The organism is Paenibacillus xylanexedens (assembly GCF_001908275.1).
Classification (GTDB): Bacteria; Bacillota; Bacilli; order Paenibacillales; family Paenibacillaceae; genus Paenibacillus; species Paenibacillus xylanexedens_A.
The window spans coordinates 1,116,623-1,137,508 of sequence record NZ_CP018620.1; the positions used below are offsets into that span (position 1 = coordinate 1,116,623).

15 protein-coding genes, 17 tRNA genes and 3 rRNA genes are annotated in these 20,886 nt (G+C 46.6%); 30 read left to right on the forward strand and 5 right to left on the reverse strand.

Translation table 11 applies throughout. The features are described from left to right. Positions 1 to 128 precede the first annotated feature (128 nt). Entirely contained in the window at positions 129 to 800 is a 672-nt protein-coding gene (locus tag BS614_RS05025) for a phosphatase PAP2 family protein (RefSeq protein ID WP_074093125.1), read from the reverse strand. A 304-nt stretch (positions 801 to 1,104) separates the two neighbouring features. Between BS614_RS05025 and BS614_RS05030 the strand changes: the two genes are divergently transcribed. From BS614_RS05030 to BS614_RS05045, 4 genes are all read left to right on the forward strand, one after another. Next, the gene (locus BS614_RS05030; protein ID WP_074093126.1) at positions 1,105 to 1,893 is read left to right on the forward strand and encodes a CPBP family intramembrane glutamic endopeptidase; all 789 of its coding nucleotides are present in this window, start codon (positions 1,105 to 1,107) and stop codon (positions 1,891 to 1,893) included. A gap of 150 nt (positions 1,894 to 2,043) precedes the next feature. Continuing rightward, entirely contained in the window at positions 2,044 to 2,280 is a 237-nt protein-coding gene (locus BS614_RS05035) for a DUF6953 family protein (protein ID WP_036607962.1), read from the forward strand. A 395-nt stretch (positions 2,281 to 2,675) separates the two neighbouring features. Further along, complete coding sequence (locus BS614_RS05040) at positions 2,676 to 2,876, forward strand: cold-shock protein (RefSeq protein ID WP_017691122.1); 201 nt, start codon at positions 2,676 to 2,678, stop codon at positions 2,874 to 2,876. Positions 2,877 to 3,064: 188 nt separating this feature from the next. Further along, positions 3,065 to 3,292 (forward strand): cold-shock protein, encoded by a 228-nt coding sequence (locus BS614_RS05045; protein WP_017691121.1) that lies wholly within the window; start codon positions 3,065 to 3,067, stop codon positions 3,290 to 3,292. Between the two features lie 243 nt (positions 3,293 to 3,535). Here the strand turns inward: BS614_RS05045 and BS614_RS05050 are convergent, their stop codons facing one another. Beyond that, complete coding sequence (locus BS614_RS05050) at positions 3,536 to 3,883, reverse strand: hypothetical protein (protein WP_074093127.1); 348 nt, start codon at positions 3,881 to 3,883, stop codon at positions 3,536 to 3,538. A 164-nt stretch (positions 3,884 to 4,047) separates the two neighbouring features. On the opposite strand from BS614_RS05050, the gene BS614_RS05055 reads away from it, so the two are divergent. Next, on the forward strand, positions 4,048 to 4,782 hold the full coding sequence (locus BS614_RS05055; RefSeq protein ID WP_074093128.1) for a class I SAM-dependent methyltransferase: 735 nt from the start codon (positions 4,048 to 4,050) through the stop codon (positions 4,780 to 4,782). A 58-nt stretch (positions 4,783 to 4,840) separates the two neighbouring features. Here BS614_RS05055 and BS614_RS05060 read toward each other — a convergent pair whose 3' ends face one another. Continuing rightward, positions 4,841 to 5,485 (reverse strand): GntR family transcriptional regulator, encoded by a 645-nt coding sequence (locus tag BS614_RS05060; protein ID WP_036607955.1) that lies wholly within the window; start codon positions 5,483 to 5,485, stop codon positions 4,841 to 4,843. Between the two features lie 322 nt (positions 5,486 to 5,807). Here BS614_RS05060 and BS614_RS05065 point away from each other — a divergent pair, with 322 nt between their 5' ends. The 25 genes from BS614_RS05065 (at position 5,808) to BS614_RS05185 (ending at position 17,680) form a co-directional block, all read left to right on the forward strand. After that, positions 5,808 to 6,629 (forward strand): transporter substrate-binding domain-containing protein, encoded by an 822-nt coding sequence (locus BS614_RS05065; RefSeq protein ID WP_084174402.1) that lies wholly within the window; start codon positions 5,808 to 5,810, stop codon positions 6,627 to 6,629. A 23-nt stretch (positions 6,630 to 6,652) separates the two neighbouring features. Further along, positions 6,653 to 7,309, forward strand: coding sequence for an amino acid ABC transporter permease (locus BS614_RS05070; protein WP_074093129.1), 657 nt, complete (start codon positions 6,653 to 6,655; stop codon positions 7,307 to 7,309). 141 nt (positions 7,310 to 7,450) lie between these two features. Further along, positions 7,451 to 8,671 carry an ornithine--oxo-acid transaminase gene (locus tag BS614_RS05075; RefSeq protein WP_074093130.1) on the forward strand — a complete coding sequence of 407 codons (1,221 nt, stop codon included), beginning with the start codon at positions 7,451 to 7,453 and terminating at the stop codon, positions 8,669 to 8,671. Further along, positions 8,661 to 9,626, forward strand: coding sequence for an arginase (gene rocF / locus BS614_RS05080; RefSeq protein WP_084174403.1), 966 nt, complete (start codon positions 8,661 to 8,663; stop codon positions 9,624 to 9,626). Before BS614_RS05075 ends, rocF begins: the two co-directional genes overlap by 11 nt. Positions 9,627 to 10,242: 616 nt before the next feature. Continuing rightward, positions 10,243 to 11,795 (forward strand): 16S ribosomal RNA (locus BS614_RS05085). 313 nt (positions 11,796 to 12,108) lie between these two features. Continuing rightward, positions 12,109 to 15,034: ribosomal RNA gene (locus BS614_RS05090) — 23S ribosomal RNA — on the forward strand. 76 nt (positions 15,035 to 15,110) lie between these two features. Next, a 5S ribosomal RNA gene (rrf, locus tag BS614_RS05095) occupies positions 15,111 to 15,227 on the forward strand. The 16S, 23S and 5S rRNA genes sit together here with 17 tRNA genes alongside, the layout of an rRNA operon. 59 nt (positions 15,228 to 15,286) lie before the next feature. Continuing rightward, a tRNA-Ile gene (locus tag BS614_RS05100) sits at positions 15,287 to 15,360 on the forward strand. A gap of 34 nt (positions 15,361 to 15,394) precedes the next feature. Next, positions 15,395 to 15,470: transfer RNA gene (locus BS614_RS05105), tRNA-Ala, on the forward strand. 1 nt (position 15,471) lies between these two features. Then, positions 15,472 to 15,547, forward strand: a tRNA-Asn gene (locus BS614_RS05110). 3 nt (positions 15,548 to 15,550) lie between these two features. Then, positions 15,551 to 15,642: transfer RNA gene (locus tag BS614_RS05115), tRNA-Ser, on the forward strand. A 17-nt stretch (positions 15,643 to 15,659) separates the two neighbouring features. Next, a tRNA-Glu gene (locus BS614_RS05120) sits at positions 15,660 to 15,731 on the forward strand. A 6-nt stretch (positions 15,732 to 15,737) separates the two neighbouring features. Then, positions 15,738 to 15,813, forward strand: a tRNA-Val gene (locus BS614_RS05125). 17 nt (positions 15,814 to 15,830) lie between these two features. Next, positions 15,831 to 15,904 (forward strand) — tRNA-Met (locus BS614_RS05130). A 27-nt stretch (positions 15,905 to 15,931) separates the two neighbouring features. Next, positions 15,932 to 16,009, forward strand: a tRNA-Asp gene (locus tag BS614_RS05135). A gap of 23 nt (positions 16,010 to 16,032) precedes the next feature. Further along, positions 16,033 to 16,108 (forward strand) — tRNA-Thr (locus BS614_RS05140). Positions 16,109 to 16,205: 97 nt separating this feature from the next. Continuing rightward, positions 16,206 to 16,281 (forward strand) — tRNA-His (locus BS614_RS05145). 11 nt (positions 16,282 to 16,292) lie between these two features. Next, positions 16,293 to 16,367 (forward strand) — tRNA-Gln (locus tag BS614_RS05150). Positions 16,368 to 16,376: 9 nt separating this feature from the next. Continuing rightward, positions 16,377 to 16,452 (forward strand) — tRNA-Lys (locus BS614_RS05155). A 9-nt stretch (positions 16,453 to 16,461) separates the two neighbouring features. Further along, positions 16,462 to 16,548, forward strand: a tRNA-Leu gene (locus tag BS614_RS05160). Positions 16,549 to 16,556: 8 nt separating this feature from the next. Continuing rightward, positions 16,557 to 16,631 (forward strand) — tRNA-Gly (locus BS614_RS05165). Positions 16,632 to 16,637: 6 nt separating this feature from the next. Further along, a tRNA-Arg gene (locus BS614_RS05170) sits at positions 16,638 to 16,714 on the forward strand. 16 nt (positions 16,715 to 16,730) lie between these two features. Next, positions 16,731 to 16,804: transfer RNA gene (locus BS614_RS05175), tRNA-Pro, on the forward strand. A gap of 13 nt (positions 16,805 to 16,817) precedes the next feature. After that, positions 16,818 to 16,888, forward strand: a tRNA-Gly gene (locus tag BS614_RS05180). Between the two features lie 186 nt (positions 16,889 to 17,074). Continuing rightward, positions 17,075 to 17,680 carry a short chain dehydrogenase gene (locus tag BS614_RS05185; protein ID WP_074093131.1) on the forward strand — a complete coding sequence of 202 codons (606 nt, stop codon included), beginning with the start codon at positions 17,075 to 17,077 and terminating at the stop codon, positions 17,678 to 17,680. 225 nt (positions 17,681 to 17,905) lie between these two features. Here BS614_RS05185 and BS614_RS05190 read toward each other — a convergent pair whose 3' ends face one another. After that, a complete protein-coding gene (locus BS614_RS05190; RefSeq protein ID WP_084174404.1) occupies positions 17,906 to 18,955 on the reverse strand; it encodes an ABC transporter substrate-binding protein in 1,050 nt (349 codons plus the stop codon). A 94-nt stretch (positions 18,956 to 19,049) separates the two neighbouring features. Further along, a complete protein-coding gene (locus BS614_RS05195; protein WP_074093133.1) occupies positions 19,050 to 20,732 on the reverse strand; it encodes a helix-turn-helix domain-containing protein in 1,683 nt (560 codons plus the stop codon). Between the last annotated feature and the right edge of the window lie 154 nt (positions 20,733 to 20,886).

Consider the following 20,886-nt stretch of genomic DNA (forward strand, 5'->3'; position numbering starts at 1 on the left):
TAGTCCAACCCAAATAAAGTTCTTCTATATAAGTAGGTTTAATTCAATGAGTACAAAAAAAGAGGGCCTATGCCCTCTTTTGCTGTATAGCAGGATCATCATCCCACCTGTTACATCTATAAATGTCGTTATACATGACTGCTTGGATTAGAAGCTGTAAGTGGCTGCTTGCCTTTTTTTTGTGCCTGCCCAAGACGAAGAGCAGAGACATGTACAGTCCAATACGCGGCCTCAGCAAACAAAATGCCTCCAGCGATGTCCAGCAAGGAATGCTGTTTTACAAACACCGTTGAAGCAATGATCAACCACAGCCATACCGACCAAGAAATCCGTGTCAAAGGCTTAAAGTTCAAGTGTCTGTTAATCACAATAAACAGCAAGTAGCTGGTCAGAACATGAACACTTGGGAAACAGTTGAAGGGCGCATCATTGGTATAGATAAACTGTACTAACACGCTGCTCAAATCAGTTCCGCCGATCTCCGGGCGCGGGACATGGGTAGGGAACACCGCAAAACAGACATTGGCAGCCATGACACCAACATTATAGGTAATCAACGTACGCCAGAATAGTGACTTGTTCGTCAGACCCAAATAGAGAAATCCAAGATACAGAATGGGCATCCAGCTAATGTACGGATAAATAAATTCTTTGAGAAAAGGAATCTGTGTGTCAATCCAAGCATAATTGTAGAAGACATCACTTCCGGTGTTGCTGCCTAGAAATACGTAAATGGAGCCTTGGAGCGGTATGCACAGAATAGCCAGTAAATGCCCCCAGCGCTGAAAGAATGCTTTCATAGTATCCCCCTGATTTCATTATGCATTGTGAGTCTATCGTTATGGGTACTTCATAGATATAAGACGCTGAAGAGTCGCCACACCCCTGCAACTTTGAACTCTTGTAATACTATAATGGACAGATAAAGGTATAAGCCATACCTGATTTTAGGGGAAAAGAGGTTAGGATAAGTCTCTTTTTTGTTACTTTTATAGTTTTATCCATAATAGGGATATTCAATATACGGATGATGTTATACAACTATATTGGCATATAAGTTCTTATGACAACGGAAAACATAAATGAAACGAGGTAGGCAAATGTATGATTAATGCGCTATCCAAGCCAAAACATTCCTTTTCCGAGCGCAAACCTGTGCTCACCGTTGTGATTATTGAGCTACTTCTCTTGTTAGCCGTATTTGCTGCAGGAGCCATTGCGACGATAAAACAACTGGACTACACTTCCCCTGTACTCATTTCCTTTACACCCATCGCAATTGTTCTGATGATCTATCTGACGTTAAGGTGCAAGTGGGGAGAGACCGGATTCCGATCTTTGCGAAGTATCCCAGCTGGCCACGCAAAGTATTATATTCCACTACTCCTTGTACTGGGTACACTTTCTCTGAAAGGATTTGGGGAGCTGAGCTTGTCACGGGTAGCCTTTTTCATCTTTTTTACCTTGCTCGTAGCTTTTGTTGAGGAAACGATCTATCGGGGGCTTATTTTCAAGACCTTGCTTCAAAAAAGTGCAGTGGCCGCAGTTGTGACCTCCAGCATCTTGTTTTCGATTACACATCTGTTGAACGCATTGTCTGGTCAGCATATGACAGATACGATCATGCAATTGATATATGCGCTGCTTCTGGGAGCTGCACTGGCGTTATTGATGCTGAAGAACGGAAATATCGTACCGCTTATTTTGTTTCATTTCATACATAATCTGATTCAATTTCTAGGGAATGACCTGGAGGACACAGGTACACTGCCTTATGATCTGTTTATACTGGCAGTACTGATTGCTTACTGTGCATGGTTAGTGTGGAGCATTCGAACAAATTCGTCTATTCCATCCAAAGGGAGTGAGCAAGCGAATACGGTTGTTCATTAAGGGTATTGCGGGTATTGCTTGAAAGTAGTTATCATACAGTTTCCCGTCAGCAGTTGGATCATGGTATACTTCAGTCTGGCGGGAAGACAGATATGTTCATGATACGAGGTCTGCCTATCCGTACATTAGATTCAGACAGTAGGTGATATTGTGGAGAAGACAGCACAAGGCGTAGCAGAATGGATGGTTCAGGAGATTAAATTCACAGGAACACTTCATCAGGAAGCTGCCATAGAATATGTGAAGACCCATTTTGGCGAAGAGTTTGTTTTTGTTAACGAGAACGGCAATACATCATTGTCCAAAGAAGTGAAGAAGGCTTTCCGGAAGCTTCATCGTGGGCAGATCGCCTGGGATCGGGATGCATTTATGTGGGCATGGACATAGTGTGTTATACTGGAGTAAGATGATTCATTGGTTGTGTTGGATATGCATGTCAGAATATTATATAAAAAATGTATAAGATGGATTAGAACTGCATATCCTTTCATAAGACCGTACATAAGCGGCCACACACATAAGTGTGATAAACCCTGTCCCCGCGCGTGTTAATAACATGTATTTCCAAAGCTGTTTGAAAAGAAAATACAAAGATTTGCTTTTTTGCTGAATTGGAGTTATAATAAAAACAAGTTGTAGAGAGTGGAAAACCTAATTCATATATTGTAAAGGGCGATCACTTATAGGTTTATGACTGGTACCTTTTTCAATGTGTGAATTTTTATTTGCTTGCTGCAAAGAACAAAGGAACATGTTAATTTTTATTTGGAGGTGTAATTCACATGCAAAACGGAACAGTAAAATGGTTCAACGCTGATAAAGGCTTCGGTTTCATCGAAGTTGAAGGCGGAGAAGATGTATTCGTACACTTCAGCGCTATTACAGGCGACGGCTTCAAAACTCTGGACGAAGGTCAACGCGTACAATTTAAAATTGTACAAGGAAACCGTGGTCCTCAAGCAGAAGAAGTTGTAAAACTGTAATTAAAGCATAGCTGCCTTTAACATGTTAAAATGGTAAAGGCAGCTTCTTTTTTTTGATCAGTTATATAAAAGTCGACCCATTAGTTGTCGAGGCAGGAGTTCGGTGGGATGTAAAACTTCCGCTAATTGTAGGCTTCTGTGAAATAACGTCGGTTAGATGTTTTTCCATAACAAAGGGGGTAGAAGTCATGTATAATCGCAAAAAACCGTTGGAAGAGATTCCACAAGCTGATGCGGCAATCTGGGAATGTACGAGTGATACGTGCAAAGGATGGATGCGGGACAATTTTGCGTTTGATAACGTACCTACTTGTCCGATATGTGCTTCTGAGATGGTCAGCACGACTAGGATGCTACCATTGCTTGAGAATTCGAATAGTAATCTGAAAACGATGCCTAAAGGAAATCGGATTTAACATAGCTTACCCGCCTCTAACGAGGTGTTTTTTTTTAAGATTAAATAGACACCCTGTGCGAAGGTAAGGGTATTAAATATGAAGTTCCCGGCATTCGTTTTAGCGAATGCCTTTTTTTGTATCATTTTTTAACAAGATATAGTGTAATTGACGTGAATCGTATGAAAAAGATAAAGACCCTTTTTGCTTATAGCGAAAAGGGTCTTTGTTATGACTACAATTTTACCATGATCAGATTGGAATTTAGATGAACAGGAATGGAAGCAGAAACAATGTTGCTACCAGAGCCAGATCGATTCCTGCTCCATAGCCGTAACCCCCACCGTATCCTCCGTAACCATATCGACCGTAGGCCGAAGATTTAACTTTTTTCGTTGCAACAGCGTTTTTCTTGCTGCTTTTTACCAGCTGCTGTTTGGATTTGACTGAACACAGCCGTGGTCCCTCGAAACACCCGTTCAAATAAATTTTGCCATCACGACATTGACTAAGCGTACCATACATATGCTTACCGTCGTTCATAACGAGACAAACGGAACGTCCAACGTGCGGAGAAACCGTTTCTTCACATACCCGATTAATTCTGTACATGCAAATCCTCCTCATTAGATGCGGTTGCCGCTTGAATTCAACGGTTTGTATATCATAGTAAAAAGAAGACCAATTGGTATGGACGAGTACCCGGAAAATCGAATGGGGAGGAGCCGTTTTTGAATCTGCTCCATACAATGGGAGGAGTGAGGAGGGGATGTCGCGTGGATTATCATGACATGCTGGCTCGGTTAGGGGAGGGAAGTGCCCATCCTGGAGGATTTTTGGCAACGCTGAAGTTGCTGGAGGGCTTATCTCTGCCTGTGGGTAGTCATATTCTTGAGATAGGGTGCGGCACTGGGAGGACTGCGTGTTATCTGGCCAATAATGGATATCGGGTAACGGCGATTGATCTTCATCGCAATATGCTGGATAAGGCAGTTCGGAGAGCGAGACGAGAACGGGTGGATGTTCAATTTGTTCAGGCTGATGTAACATCGTTACCTTTTCCGGAAAATCATTTTGATGTGGTATTCGTGGAGTCTGTTACGATCTTCACCCCATGGCGGAGTGCACTTGCTGAGTATAGAAGAGTGTTGAAGCCCGGTGGACTTTTAGTGGATCGGGAGATGGTTCTATCAGGCCAGAAGACCGAATTGATGTGTCGTAGGTTAAAGCAATTTTACGGTATACAAACCCTGGTAACGGCCACAGCATGGAGAAAACGCCTCAAACAGTGTGGTTTCACCAAGGTAGAGGTCAAAGAACATTCGCGATCCATGGGAAAATGGGGCGTTGATCATGACCCACATCGCGAGATCGATATGAATTGGTTTGAGGATGAACGTATGCAGCGAATGAGTCAAACTAATGATCGTTTGCTCGCGAAATACGGCAAAAAGTTGGGATATGCTGTTTTTGCGGCTAGGGCACCGTTGGAGGTCAAAAACGAAAAATAGGAAAAAGACAACTCACACAATCGTGTGGGTTGCCTTTGGTTTGTTCCGACAGAACGTACTACAGCATATCGTTGTCGATAATCCGCCAATGGTGTTTGAGCAGGGCTTCCAGTTGGTTCTTATCTTTGGCTCGAAAAGCACTTAAAATTTGCCGGTGCTCTTCATTAACTTCCATCAGTACCTCAGATAGCTTTGGTTTATTATCACTAACATAGGACTGCCGGATGAAACTGTTCTTCAATGTGTTTAACATCTCAATGACTGTGGCGTTACCACATCGCTGAATGTACAGATTATGGAACTGATATTGGTTCTTGTTGTAGGCAGCAAGATCAAGCTGGCTGATATCTTCGTCCATTCGAACAACCAGAGTTTCCATCTCCAAAAGTTCTGATGGTCTGAGATGGTCTGCTGCAAGTGTGGCAGCAAGTGCCTCCAGCACACCGATCGCTTGGGAGAACTCCAGTTTTTTGCCTGCATCAAAAGGAGTGACAATAAATCCCCTGCGTGGGATGTATTGCAGCAGATTGTCTGAAGCCAGCTGGAAAAGCGCCTCCCGAGTAGGCGTGCGACTGATGTCCAGCTTTTTGCATATTTCGGCCTCGTTGATCTTCTGGTTGGGAAGTAACGTCCCGTCCTGAATCTTCTGGGCAATGTAATCGTATACGTGATCTTTCAAGGACCGGTATTTGGGTACCTCCATACCGAATCCTCCTTTCTATGTATAGTGAATGATTAGATGGGTGTGAGGCCGTACTGTGCGCGCCGTTCAGGCGTTTCAAGTTTTTATCATCTTAACACCGAGGGGGAAGTTGGGCAAGCAAACTTCATGTTTCAGCCGATGTAAATACCGTGTTATATATAGTACATTTTATGGAATTAGAGCGTATAAATGTTTAAATAATGATTGTGATATATCGGATTATTTGTTAGTATTACTTACATATAAGTCCATATATTGTCTTATGTATATTGTATACAAATTATTATGCTACTCATTCAAAAAAAGAATAGGGGTATGATGTGTGAAAAAAGTGCTTTTGCCAATGATGCTGTTGTTAGTGGTTGTATTCATGTCCGCATGTGGGCAGGAAAAAACGACAGGGACCGGATCAGACGCTACTTCGTCTTCGGACAGTAGCTCTGCGGAAAAGGAAGTAATTGTACTTGGAACCAGTGCAGACTATGCACCCTATGAATTTCATAAGAAAATCGATGGAAAAGATACTATCGTAGGTTTTGACATCGAGATTGCGAAAGCAATTGCGGCTGATCTGGGAGCCGAGCTGAAGATTGAGGACATGGACTTTGATGGCCTTCTTATGGCCCTCGGTACAGATAAGGTTGATTTTGTAATATCAGGCTTAACCCCTACCGAAGAACGCAAGAAGAATGTTGATTTTACAGATATCTACTATTATGCAGAACAGGCTGTACTCGTTAGAGAAGGTGAAGATGCGGCATTGAAGTCCATAGAAGATCTATCAGGCAAGCAGGTTGGCGTACAAAAGAGTTCCATTCAGGAAGGGATTGCTCAGGAAATAGAGGGAGCAAAGCTCACTTCTCTGGCCAAAATACCTGAACTGATTCTGGAGTTGCAGACGGGGCGTGTAGACGCACTCATCCTGGAGAAGCCGGTGGCTGAACAGTATGTGAAGAACCAAGAGGGGCTTGTTGTTGCAGGTGTGGAGATTGAACAGGCTGAAGACGAGGGTGGTTCGGCCATCGCGGTGAAGAAAGGTAATCAGAAGCTGCTGGATCAGATCAACACTACATTGGAAAAGCTCAAAACAAACGGAGATATTGAACGGTTCGTCGTTGAAGCGAATGAGATGCTCGGCGAATAAACCGGACGAGTGAGGGATATGCCGTGAATTTAGATTTTTCCTTTCTATTAGAACATTGGCAGGATTATGCACAAAGTGCGTGGGTTACGCTTGAACTTTCCTTTTTCGGTGTATTGTTTGGTACGTTGCTGGGTGTAATCATGGCGCTAATGCGAATATCCCGAATATGGCCAATTAAATTTGTGGCATCGGCGTATATTGAACTCATTCGAGGAACACCGATGCTGGTACAGATTCTTATTATTCATTATGGTCTGACGGTTGTAGGTGTGAACTTACCGGCATTTATGTCGGGGGTGGTAGCCCTGACTATGAATAGCTCGGCTTATATGGCGGAGGTGTTCAGGGCCGGGATTCAAGCGATTGATAAAGGACAGACGGAGGCTTCGCGCTCCCTTGGTATGACAAATGGTATGACACTTCGTTATATTATACTGCCGCAGGCTTTTCGTAACATGCTTCCAGCCATCGGTAATGAATTCATTATTATCATTAAAGATTCTTCGCTTGTCTCCATGATCGGCATAGCCGAGATTATATACACGGCCAGAACGATTCAGGGTGTTACGTTCCAGCCGCTTGCTCCGCTGCTTGTTGCCGCCGGCCTCTATTTTATAATCACATTTACACTGGCTAATTTACTCTCTTGGTTGGAACGTAGACTGTCTACCTCTCGCTAACTATTGATAAAGGATTGGATTCGAGAAAGGCTTGGATTAGGCTGGAGTGGAAAAAGAGGGATGTAGTCGTAAATGGCGATGGCATCGCATACATTGTTATTGTATTTTGTATACAATATTTTGGAAAGGTGTTGGGTGTGTATGTCAGATTCCAAAATGTTAATTGATTGGTCGGAGCGTTATGCTGCACCTAATTATCATCCGCTCCCTATTGTTATTGAACAGGCGGAAGGGGTATGGGTGCAAGACCCTGAAGGCCGCCGTTATATGGATATGTTAAGTGCATACTCTGCATTGAATCATGGTCATAGACATCCTGTGATCATACAGGCGCTCAAGGATCAGGCAGATCAGGTTACGCTGACATCACGGGCGTTCCACAGTAGCTCCGCTTCTCTTTTTTATCAGAAACTCTCACAATTCACGGGGAAATCGAAGATTCTCGCCATGAATACAGGAGCGGAAGCGGTGGAAACTGCCGTGAAGGCGGTACGCAGGTGGGCTTATCGTCGCAAAGGTGTACCGGAAAATCAAGCCGAAATTATCGTATGCTCTGGTAACTTTCATGGAAGAACTCTGACGGTTACGTCCTTTTCTTCTTCAGCGGAGTATAAAAAAGATTTTGGACCGTTCACACCTGGATTCCGGATTATTCCCTATGGAGACATTGAAGCGCTGAAGCAGGCCATTACGCCAAATACGGCTGGTTTTCTTGTAGAGCCTATTCAGGGCGAAGCTGGAATCGTTATCCCGCCTGATGGATATTTGGCTAAAGCCTTTGCTCTGTGTAAGAGCCAGCAGGTGTTGACTGTATCTGATGAGATCCAGACCGGATTTGGAAGAACAGGTCGCCGTTTTGCCTCCGACTGGGAAGGGGTTGAACCAGACATCTGGGTTATGGGCAAAGCGCTGGGGGGAGGAGTCATGCCCATCTCGGCTATCGCTGCTGATGCGGAGATACTTGATTTGTTTGAGCCGGGGTCTCATGGTTCTACGTTTGGGGGTAACCCACTCGCTTGCGCCGTGGCTATAGCAGCTCTGAAAGTTCTTGAAGATGAGAAGCTTGCCGAGCGATCGGAGCGTCTGGGGAACTATTTTATGAAAAGACTTCGAGATATTCGCAGTTCAGCCATACGGGATATTCGGGGGAAAGGTTTATTTATTGGTGTTGAACTGCATGAACCAGCCCGCCCTTATTGTGAGCGGTTGATGTCTGCTGGACTGCTGTGTAAAGAAACCCATGAGACAACCATTCGATTTGCCCCACCACTGACGATTAAAGAGTCCGAGATTGACTGGGCACTGGAGAGAATTGAGCAGGTATTGATCACCAATGAGGGAGCTGACCTACATGAAAAATGATGATGATGTCCATAGTGGAATAAAAGATACTTCTATTGATACAAATCAAACATCTGTGCGGCGTAATATTGCTATCATTAAGGTTCCTTTTGGACTCGGTGGAGCACGAGGTGGAGCAGAGTTGGGGCCTGATGAATTGATTACAGCTGGACTGAAGCGGGAGATTGCGAGTCTTGGGTTAGTGCTTTCCAAAGAAGTGCGGGTAGATTGTCCTTCTGAACCTGCTGCCCCTATTGAGCGGAATCGTGTAAAACACTTAAATGAGGTACGTCAGGTCAGTGAGAAGGTGTGTAGTGAAGTATCAGGTGCAGTAGAGGAGGGGGCTTTCCCACTTGTGCTTGGGGGAGATCATAGTGTAGCGATTGGTACTTTTGCCGGGCTAACAGCGCACTATTCGAATTTGGGTGTGATCTGGTTTGATGCGCATGCAGACTTGAATACGGAAGAACGCAGCTTGTCCGGTAATATGCATGGGATGAGTGTGGCTGCATCCTTGGGGCATACTGCATTCAATCTGTCGCACATTACTGGAGCAGGCGAGTTTATTGATCCGTCCAACTTGGTCTATATTGGTCTGCGTGATCTGGATGAGTATGAGAAAGAGCAGATTAAGGGACTGGGAATCCGAGCATTTACGATGCATGATATTGACCGGATGGGAATAAAGCAAGTTATTGAGGAAGCAATAGCTACAGCGGGAAAAGGGACAGATGGTATTCATGTCAGCTTCGACATGGATTGTCTGGATCCGCGGGAAGCTCCGGGTGTGGGTACCCCAGTACCGGGTGGTCTGACTTACCGAGAAGCACATTATGCATTGGAGATACTTGCTTCCACAAATCAAGTTACGTCGATGGAACTGGTTGAGGTGAATCCGTTGTTTGATCATAATAGACATACGGCACGACTTGGTGTGGAACTGATCGCTTCGTTACTTGGTAAGCGCATATTGTAAGCACTGAGAAGTAAAACGGAATGTGTAAGCTGTGCCCAAGGAATATACTTTCTTATCTATTATAGAAGGAAAGAAAACTGAGATCTCCGAAAACTAGGGCTAGTCACAATCAATTGTTCACTGCAATCGCAGTGGAAGTGGCTTCCCTGGTTATGTTTAATGGATATGTATATTAGAAGCGCCGTAATGAGGATGCTGAGAGTTATTTCTATAATACAGGAGCGTCAGATTACATAATGAGCTGATGATGTAGGTTGATTATTATTTTTTGAAAAAAGACTTGCAATTGAAATCTCTACATGATATATTCTAATTCCGGCCAAGAAAACACGGTTTACACGGTGCGGCAAGCGAATGAAATAAGCTTCGAAAGAAACTTAAAAAAAGAGCTTGCAAAGTTGGTTCGGACATGATATTATATAAGAGTTGATGAAGAGAACGACATTCGGTAACAAAATAAGTTTGATCTTTGAAAACTGAACAACGAGTGAGTAAACATTCTGCTTGCAGAATGAACGCGAAAGTTGAGACAAGCCTTGGCTTGAATCGGCTGGAGCACAAATGAGATTTTTAATCTCGTCAGATTCAAAATGAGCTTATCGCTCTTTTCAATACTTTATTGGAGAGTTTGATCCTGGCTCAGGACGAACGCTGGCGGCATGCCTAATACATGCAAGTCGAGCGGACTTGAAGAGAAGCTTGCTTCTCGGATAGTTAGCGGCGGACGGGTGAGTAACACGTAGGCAACCTGCCCTCAAGTTTGGGACAACTACCGGAAACGGTAGCTAATACCGAATAATTGTTTTCTTCGCCTGAAGAGAACTGGAAAGACGGAGCAATCTGTCACTTGGGGATGGGCCTGCGGCGCATTAGCTAGTTGGTGAGGTAACGGCTCACCAAGGCGACGATGCGTAGCCGACCTGAGAGGGTGATCGGCCACACTGGGACTGAGACACGGCCCAGACTCCTACGGGAGGCAGCAGTAGGGAATCTTCCGCAATGGGCGAAAGCCTGACGGAGCAATGCCGCGTGAGTGATGAAGGTTTTCGGATCGTAAAGCTCTGTTGCCAGGGAAGAACGCTTGGGAGAGTAACTGCTCTCAAGGTGACGGTACCTGAGAAGAAAGCCCCGGCTAACTACGTGCCAGCAGCCGCGGTAATACGTAGGGGGCAAGCGTTGTCCGGAATTATTGGGCGTAAAGCGCGCGCAGGCGGTCATTTAAGTCTGGTGTTTAATCCCGGGGCTCAACCCCGGATCGCACTGGAAACTGGGTGACTTGAGTGCAGAAGAGGAGAGTGGAATTCCACGTGTAGCGGTGAAATGCGTAGATATGTGGAGGAACACCAGTGGCGAAGGCGACTCTCTGGGCTGTAACTGACGCTGAGGCGCGAAAGCGTGGGGAGCAAACAGGATTAGATACCCTGGTAGTCCACGCCGTAAACGATGAGTGCTAGGTGTTAGGGGTTTCGATACCCTTGGTGCCGAAGTTAACACATTAAGCACTCCGCCTGGGGAGTACGGTCGCAAGACTGAAACTCAAAGGAATTGACGGGGACCCGCACAAGCAGTGGAGTATGTGGTTTAATTCGAAGCAACGCGAAGAACCTTACCAGGTCTTGACATCCCTCTGATCGATGCAGAGATGTATCTTTCCTTCGGGACAGAGGAGACAGGTGGTGCATGGTTGTCGTCAGCTCGTGTCGTGAGATGTTGGGTTAAGTCCCGCAACGAGCGCAACCCTTATATTTAGTTGCCAGCATTTCGGATGGGCACTCTAGATAGACTGCCGGTGACAAACCGGAGGAAGGTGGGGATGACGTCAAATCATCATGCCCCTTATGACCTGGGCTACACACGTACTACAATGGCCGGTACAACGGGCTGCGAAATCGCGAGATGGAGCCAATCCCAACAAAGCCGGTCTCAGTTCGGATTGCAGGCTGCAACTCGCCTGCATGAAGTCGGAATTGCTAGTAATCGCGGATCAGCATGCCGCGGTGAATACGTTCCCGGGTCTTGTACACACCGCCCGTCACACCACGAGAGTTTATAACACCCGAAGTCGGTGGGGTAACCGCAAGGAGCCAGCCGCCGAAGGTGGGATAGATGATTGGGGTGAAGTCGTAACAAGGTAGCCGTATCGGAAGGTGCGGCTGGATCACCTCCTTTCTATGGAGAATCGTTTCCCGAGTGGAAACATTCAAATACGCAGCTTAGCTGCAAAACACTCACTCGTTGTTCGGTTTTGAGAGCTCAAACTCTCAAACAGCTTGCTTTTGCATGGAGCTTGTTCTTTGAAAACTAGATATCGAAACGAAACAAACGCGAATTAGAACATTCCTTTAAGCTGATCTTGTGTAAACAAGTGAAGTGTTTATAAAGGTAGTTAAATTGCTTTTGTGATGGTATCGGGTGAGAGCGACTTTTGGATTTGGACGTAGTCCAAACCAAGGGAAGCGAACGACCGAAACCGGAACAAAATGGTTAAGCTACTAAGAGCACACGGAGGATGCCTAGGCGCTAGGAGCCGATGAAGGACGTGGCGAACAACGAAACTGCCTCGGGGAGCTGTAAGCAAGCTTTGATCCGGGGGTGTCCGAATGGGGAAACCCAGCTGGGGTAATTTCCAGTTACTCACAACTGAATACATAGGTTGTGTAGAGGCATACCAGGGGAACTGAAACATCTAAGTACCCTGAGGAAGAGAAAACAATAGTGATTCCGTCAGTAGCGGCGAGCGAACGCGGAGAAGCCCAAACCAGAGAGCTTGCTCTTTGGGGTTGTGGGACGTCTCACATGGAGTTACAAAGGAACCGGTTAAGCGAAGAGGTCTGGAAAGGCCCGCCAAAGAAGGTAAAAGCCCTGTAGTTGAAAGTTGGTTCCCTCCGAGACGGATCCCGAGTAGTGCGGGGCACGTGAAACCCCGTATGAATCCGGCAGGACCATCTGCCAAGGCTAAATACTTCCTAGCGACCGATAGTGAAGCAGTACCGTGAGGGAAAGGTGAAAAGCACCCCGGAAGGGGAGTGAAATAGAACCTGAAACCGTGTGCTTACAAAAAGTCAGAGCCCGTTTTAGGGGTGATGGCGTGCCTTTTGTAGAATGAACCGGCGAGTTACGTTCCCGTGCAAGGTTAAGGTGAAGAGCCGGAGCCGCAGCGAAAGCGAGTCTGAATAGGGCGAATTAGTACGTGGACGTAGACCCGAAACCGGGTGATCTACCCCTGTCCAGGGTGAAGGTGCGGTAACACGCACTGGAGGCCCGAACCCACGCATGTTGAAAAATGCGGGGATGAGGTGGGGGTAGCGGAGAAATTCCAATCGAACTCGGAGATAGCTGGTTCTCCCCGAAATAGCTTTAGGGCTAGCCTCGGAAAACAGAGTCGTGGAGGTAGAGCACTGATTGGGTGCGGGGCCCGCAAGGGTTACCAAGCTCAGTCAAACTCCGAATGCCATAGACTTACTTCCGGGAGTCAGACAGTGAGTGCTAAGATCCATTGTCAAAAGGGAAACAGCCCAGACCATCAGCTAAGGTCCCCAAGTGTGTGTTAAGTGGGAAAGGATGTGGAGTTGCACAGACAACCAGGATGTTGGCTTAGAAGCAGCCACCATTGAAAGAGTGCGTAATAGCTCACTGGTCGAGTGACTCTGCGCCGAAAATGTAACGGGGCTAAACACACCACCGAAGCTATGGCTTGATGCTTTGCATCAGGGGTAGGGGAGCGTTGTATAAGGGTTGAAGGTGTACCGTAAGGAGCGCTGGACATTATACAAGTGAGAATGCCGGTATGAGTAACGAAAAGATCAGTGAGAATCTGATCCGCCGAAAGCCTAAGGGTTCCTGAGGAAGGCTCGTCCGCTCAGGGTAAGTCGGGACCTAAGGCGAGGCCGAAAGGCGTAGTCGAAGGACAACAGGTCGAAATTCCTGTACCACCGTAAGCCGTTATGAGCAATGGGGGGACGCAGTAGGGTAGTGACGCGGACTGATGGATGTCCGTCTAAGCAGTAAGGCTGATGTGTAGGCAAATCCGCACATTGTAAGGCTGAGCTGTGATGGGGAGCGAAAATTGTAGTAGCGAAGGTCATGATCTCACACTGCCAAGAAAAGCCTCTAGCCAGGTGATGGTGCCCGTACCGCAAACCGACACAGGTAGGCGAGAAGAGTATTCTAAGGCGCGCGGAAGAACTCTCGTTAAGGAACTCGGCAAAATGACCCCGTAACTTCGGGAGAAGGGGTGCCCCGGTAGTGTGAATAGCACGAGGGGGCCGCAGTGAAAAGGCCCAAGCGACTGTTTAGCAAAAACACAGGTCTGTGCGAAGCCGTAAGGCGAAGTATACGGGCTGACGCCTGCCCGGTGCTGGAAGGTTAAGGGGAGTGGTTAGGAGCAATCCGAAGCTGTGAACCGAAGCCCCAGTAAACGGCGGCCGTAACTATAACGGTCCTAAGGTAGCGAAATTCCTTGTCAGGTAAATTCTGACCCGCACGAATGGCGTAACGACTTGGGCGCTGTCTCAACGAGAGATCCGGTGAAATTTTAATACCTGTGAAGATGCAGGTTACCCGCGACAAGACGGAAAGACCCCATGGAGCTTTACTGCAGCTTGATATTGAATTTGGGTACGATCTGTACAGGATAGGTGGGAGCCTTTGAAGTGTGAGCGCCAGCTTGCATGGAGGCAACGTTGGGATACCACCCTGATCGTATCTAGGTTCTAACCTGGTACCGTAATCCGGTGCGGGGACAGTGTCAGGTGGGCAGTTTGACTGGGGCGGTCGCCTCCTAAAGAGTAACGGAGGCGCCCAAAGGTTCCCTCAGAATGGTTGGAAATCATTCGAAGAGTGCAAAGGCATAAGGGAGCTTGACTGCGAGACCTACAAGTCGAGCAGGGACGAAAGTCGGGCTTAGTGATCCGGTGGTACCGCATGGAAGGGCCATCGCTCAACGGATAAAAGCTACCCTGGGGATAACAGGCTTATCTCCCCCAAGAGTCCACATCGACGGGGAGGTTTGGCACCTCGATGTCGGCTCATCGCATCCTGGGGCTGAAGTAGGTCCCAAGGGTTGGGCTGTTCGCCCATTAAAGCGGTACGCGAGCTGGGTTCAGAACGTCGTGAGACAGTTCGGTCCCTATCTGTCGTGGGCGTAGGAAATTTGAGAGGAGCTGTCCTTAGTACGAGAGGACCGGGATGGACGTACCGCTGGTGTACCAGTTGTTCCGCCAGGAGCACCGCTGGGTAGCTATGTACGGACGGGATAAACGCTGAAAGCATCTAAGCGTGAAGCCCCCCTCAAGATGAGATTTCCCAGTATGTAAGACCCCTTGAAGACGACGAGGTAGATAGGCTGGGGGTGGAAGTGCAGCAATGCATGGAGCTGACCAGTACTAATCGGTCGAGGGCTTATCCAATAGCAAGTTGTAATTCGCATGTTTCGTTTCGAATCTAGTTTTCAGAGAACAACAACTCTGAAATGTAAGCTACGCGTTTGGTGGCGATGGCGGAGGGGTTCCACACGTACCCATCCCGAACACGACCGTTAAGCCCTCTAGCGCCGATGGTACTTGGACCGCAGGGTCCCGGGAGAGTAGGACGCCGCCAAGCGATTTCCCTTTGGGGTATTTTTTTTGCCCCCCTTGCTAAGGAATAAGGGATATATATTAGGGCCCTTAGCTCAGTTGGTTAGAGCGCACCTCTGATAAGGGTGAGGCCGGTGGTTCGAGTCCACCAGGGCCCATAGCAAGACCACAACAATGAAATACACAGTGTATGGGGCCATAGCTCAGCTGGGAGAGCGCCTGCCTTGCAAGCAGGAGGTCAGCGGTTCGATCCCGCTTGGCTCCACCATTCCCTGATAGCTCAGTTGGTAGAGCACTCGACTGTTAATCGAGTTGTCACAGGTTCGAGCCCTGTTCGGGGAGCCATATGGAGAGGTGTCCGAGCTGGCCGAAGGAGCACGATTGGAAATCGTGTAGGCGTCACAAGCGTCTCGAGGGTTCGAATCCCTCTCTCTCCGCCAGATAATTTTTTTAGCAAGGCCCGTTGGTCAAGGGGTTAAGACACCTCCCTTTCACGGAGGTAACAGGGGTTCGAATCCCCTACGGGTCATAATATGGAGGCTTAGCTCAGCTGGGAGAGCATCTGCCTTACAAGCAGAGGGTCGGGGGTTCGATCCCCTCAGCCTCCACCATATAAACTCTATAACGACGCGGGGTGGAGCAGCCCGGTAGCTCGTCGGGCTCATAACCCGAAGGCCGCAGGTTCAAATCCTGCCCCCGCAATTATACTTTCCTTTGAGAAAGTGATCTGGAACCGTGGTGTAGTTGGCCTAACATGCCTGCCTGTCACGCAGGAGATCGCGGGTTCGAATCCCGTCGGTTCCGCCATTTTTTAATTAAATATACACCGTGCCGGTGTAGCTCAACTGGTAGAGCAACTGACTTGTAATCAGTAGGTTGGGGGTTCAAGTCCTCTCGCCGGCACCATTTTTAGTATTTACATCTGAATTTGTGATAGAATGTATATTACAAGTAAAATTGTTAATACTAAGATTCTCTTAGTGGATGAATGGCTTACTCTATGGCGGTCGTGGCGAAGTGGTTAACGCACCGGTTTGTGGATCCGGCATTCGGGGGTTCAATTCCCCTCGATCGCCCCATGATTTTTTAATGGGGATTAGCCAAGCGGTAAGGCAACGGACTTTGACTCCGTCATGCATAGGTTCAAATCCTATATCCCCAGCCATTTCATTACGAGTCATTAGCTCAGTTGGTAGAGCACCTGACTTTTAATCAGGGTGTCGAAGGTTCGAGCCCTTCATGACTCACCATTATATTTTGCGGTCGTGGCGGAATTGGCAGACGCGCACGGTTCAGGTCCGTGTGGGCTAACCCCCGTGGAGGTTCGAGTCCTCTCGACCGCACCATATGTTTTGCGGAAGTGGCTCAGCGGTAGAGCATCGCCTTGCCAAGGCGAGGGTCGCGGGTTCGATTCCCGTCTTCCGCTCCAATATTTGCGCCCTTAGCTCAGCTGGATAGAGCGTTTGACTACGAATCAAAAGGCCGGGAGTTCGAATCTCTCAGGGCGCGCCATTATTCTCATAAGTATCGGGATGTAGCTCAGTTTGGTAGAGCACCTGGTTTGGGACCAGGGGGTCGCATGTTCAAATCGTGTCATCCCGATTTTTTTTATTTTGCGGGTGTAGTTCAATGGTAGAACTTTAGCCTTCCAAGCTAATAGCGTGGGTTCGATTCCCATCACCCGCTTCCTAGTAACATACAGAAAAGCCTTTGCTTATAGCAAGGGCTTTTTTTGTGCTTTAAAAAGAATAAGTGTATTCCTTTTAAAATAGGGTCAATTGTCATTTGATTAAGGATGAAATCTTTGTTTAAATAAATAGAACAATTCGTATCTGATTAACCGCATTTATTTATGAAGGAGGACAAACAGTAATGAAAAGAGCTTTGGTCATTGGTGGAAACGGAACATTAGGTAAAGCCGTTGTTGCGAAACTGAGAGATTATTCCGTTGAGGTTATTACAGCAGGTAGACAATCCGGGGATGTTCAGGTGGATATGATGTCGACAGAGAGTATTACTACCCTCTTCGAAACGGTGAGAAATATTGATTACGTCATTGTGGCGGCGGGCCAGACCCATTATGCGAAACTCGAAGAACTTACACCTGAGAACAATATGATTAGTGTGCAGGGTAAACTGCTTGGACAGGTCAATATCGTATTGATTGGACAGCACTATATTAACGACAAGGGGAGTTTCACGCTGGTCAGTGGCATTATACAAGACCACCCTATTGAGCAAGGTGCATCAAGTGCTATGGTCAATGGGGCTATTGATTCGTTTGCCAGAGCGGCAGCGTTTGAGTTACCAAGAGGCATTCGTTTGAATTCGGTTAGTCCTAATTTGTTTGTAGAGTCGGCGGAAAAATATAAGGATTTCTTTATTGGATTTAATCCCGTACCTGTAGAGAAAGTGGCTAATACGTTTATCCAGAGTGCACTTGGGATTGAAACAGCCCAAAATTTTAAAATATATTAAAAGCTGGACAGTTATATATGATTTTGATGAAATACCTATCCCTAATTAGTTGTAGGAAGAGAAGGGTGTACATGAAATGCATTTAAATGTTAAGCATGTAGAATGATTTTTCCTGAAACAGGACTGAATGAGGCCATATGGAATATTAAATATAAAGGAGATCCACCGAAAATACGGTGAATCTCCTTTTGTTTGTTGTGGATGAAATAGTCGGTATGTTTGGAATCAGGGAGCAGGTAGTCCAAGAACTTCGAGCATTTCATTACGTTTGAGCGATTCGGCAATGGGGCCGTCAATGAGCCATTTCTTAGCATTGAGGACATAGACATGGCCATTTTGAACAGCGGGTAGGCTTTTCCACACTTGGAGTAGCTGGATTTCGTTGAGTTCATCTTTTGTTTTTTGCAACGCTTCAGCTGATCCATCTGAGCTAATGGACACGATAAAAAGATAGTCTGCTTTGATTTCAGGCAAAAGCTCTACCGAGATACTGGCATTCATCCGATCCGGATTCTCTGCCTCAAGTTTGGTAACGAGAGCATCGGGAGTGAATCCAACCTCATAACCCGCTCCTACATAACTGGAAGCTGGGAATGGCGTGGATGGAATGGACGAGAAGAACAAACGCATATCTTTCTCTTCCAGGCGCAGGAATGCAACTGTAGGTTTGGTTTTGGTGATATCGGCTGAAAGCTTCTGAGCTTCAGTTACTTGATCTTTATTTTTTTGTAAAAGCTGTTCAGCTCGCTCTTCAATATCCAGTGCAGTAGCTACCTGCACGATAGATTCCTGCCAATTACGGCGATCATAAGTGATCGTAGGCGCGATCTTCTCGAGTTGTTCGAGAATTTTGGCATCCAAACTGGCATTGGCAATAATGAGGTCCGGATTGGCGCTGACTACAGCTTCAAAATTGACACTTTCATTGATGGGTTCGACATCCACGCCTTGAGCTTCAAGTTGCTCATTCAGGTAATCTTGCCGACCAATAGGTGTAGCAAGTACCAGTGGTACCTCCAAGGAGAGGATAATGTCCTCCATATTAATGGACACAATCCGTTCGGGATGTGCCGGGATTTTTTTGCTGCCACTAGCGCTCTCCACGGTCTTAGTAGCTGATTCAGTGGATGAGTCGCCATCTGTCCCCGCAGCTGACTTTACGCCATCTGCAGATGGCTGCGAAGTGCTTGCAGGTGTCTGCCCACACGCAACAAGTAACATGGCGAGTATGAACAGGATCCCCGTTATTTTGACATAATGCTGTTTGTACATCATAATCCCCCTGTGTTTCTAATGATATTGATTCTCAGTACACTATATATTGTAGCGGTCTCATGTTGGGGGAGACATAGCCTTCTGTGCTATCCGGTCATGGATTAATGTGCTGAGTCCCACCAAAAAGTTTCAGGGTTTCATCGATGATCTGATCATGGGCATATGGTGAATAATCCAACCAAGGCATTTCATCAAGCAGATATACATGTTGGTTCTGCACAGGCATCAAATCTTGCCATAACTGAGTATGTTGTACTTTATGCCAACGTTGCTGGGATTCTGAGTCCTGGTCCACAATCAGTAACATGCGATCTCCAACCATTTGAGGCAACTCCTGATCATCCAATACACGATAGACTTGCCCTGGAAGCAGATCGTGTGAAGGCGACACGTCGAGATCGTTATATAGAACAGCGCCCCCATTGCGTCGCCCGTAGATTAACAGATGACCCATCATGATATGAATAATGGAGACCGTATCCTTACCGATTAAATGAGTAAGCTGCTCTTTGGCTTGGATTACCTTGTCATCGTACTGCTCCAACCATTGCTGAGCATCTTGTTGCTGTCCCACAATGGAGGCAACTTGTATGAAGTGTTCCCGCCAGCTCAATCCTTTCCATGGGATAACGATGGTAGGCGCAATTCGCTGCAGCGTTCTTTTTAACGTATTGGCTTCGTACTCATTACAGAGTATGAGGTCCGGGCTCGCTTGCATCAACAACTCAACGTTGGTTTGCCAGATACGAGGATTCATGCGTTTGCTACGTCCCAGATGATAAGGGATATTCGAGAAAAACAGATTCCTGTGTTGATCCCGTCGGTTATCGATCAATGCCGCATGGGGGATGATCTGTAATGCCAGCAGATGGCCAGTGGTTCCGAAGGAGAGAGTGGCAATTTTACTGCGTTTCTGCCGTTGATAGGTAGAGGGAGACACGCCAACATATTTTTTGAATTTGCGACTAAAGTAAAACTCGTCCTGAAAACCAACCTGTGAGGCGATATGTTTGATGGTTTGGCCGGGGACGAGCAGCATCTCTTTGGCCCGGTCCATGCGGATGCTATTCACGTATTCCATGGGACTGATGCCAGTGCTATTTTTGAATACCCGCGAATAGTGCCACACACTCATGCCTGCCACTCCGGCAAGAACTTCACGAGAAAGATGCTCAGCATATCCAAGCTCAATAAGTTCAATCGTTTGATCCAAAGCAGAGGTGTGTTCGGAATCTCCTATTGAACTTTCTTTGGGAGGAGCATACACATGGGTCAACAATTCATGCATCAAAGTCTGAATACGAAATGGACGATTTTCTTGAGGTACAGAGATGCATTCGTGGAGCTGTGAGGCAATTCTGGTACATTCCTGAAAAAGTTCATGCGGTAATTCATCAGCGTAAGATGAACGAAGTAACCCTTTTTGGTATACCTCCCTTACAGTAGAGCCGGAAGTAGCTTTATTGATATCGGAGAGAGGCTTCAACATATCAAAATATATCGCGATGCCCTGTAAAGGATGAACCTCATCCGTTGTATATTCTATCGCTGTTCCTGGCAGGATCAGATACATTTTGCCGAGTGTGGCATGATTCAGCCTGTGCCCAATACGGATATTGGCCTCACCACCAGTACAGATGAGCAGAAGATGTGAGTCCGTTAATACGAATGGGGGAAGAAAAGACGCTTGATCGAGAACTTCGGATGTCTTGAATCTTGCATATAGGTCACGGGTATGTTCACCGTTAGATATCAGTGGAAAGACTTGCAAAGTCACCAGAATCCCTCCTTAACTTGCAATAGTAACATTACATATGATGTATTTGAGAATCATTATCAATTATTGCATATTGTCATACAAATAAGAAGTCCATATGATAATATGAAAATGAAATAGCGAATTCTGATCATTTAACCGTGTAACTCTCCAC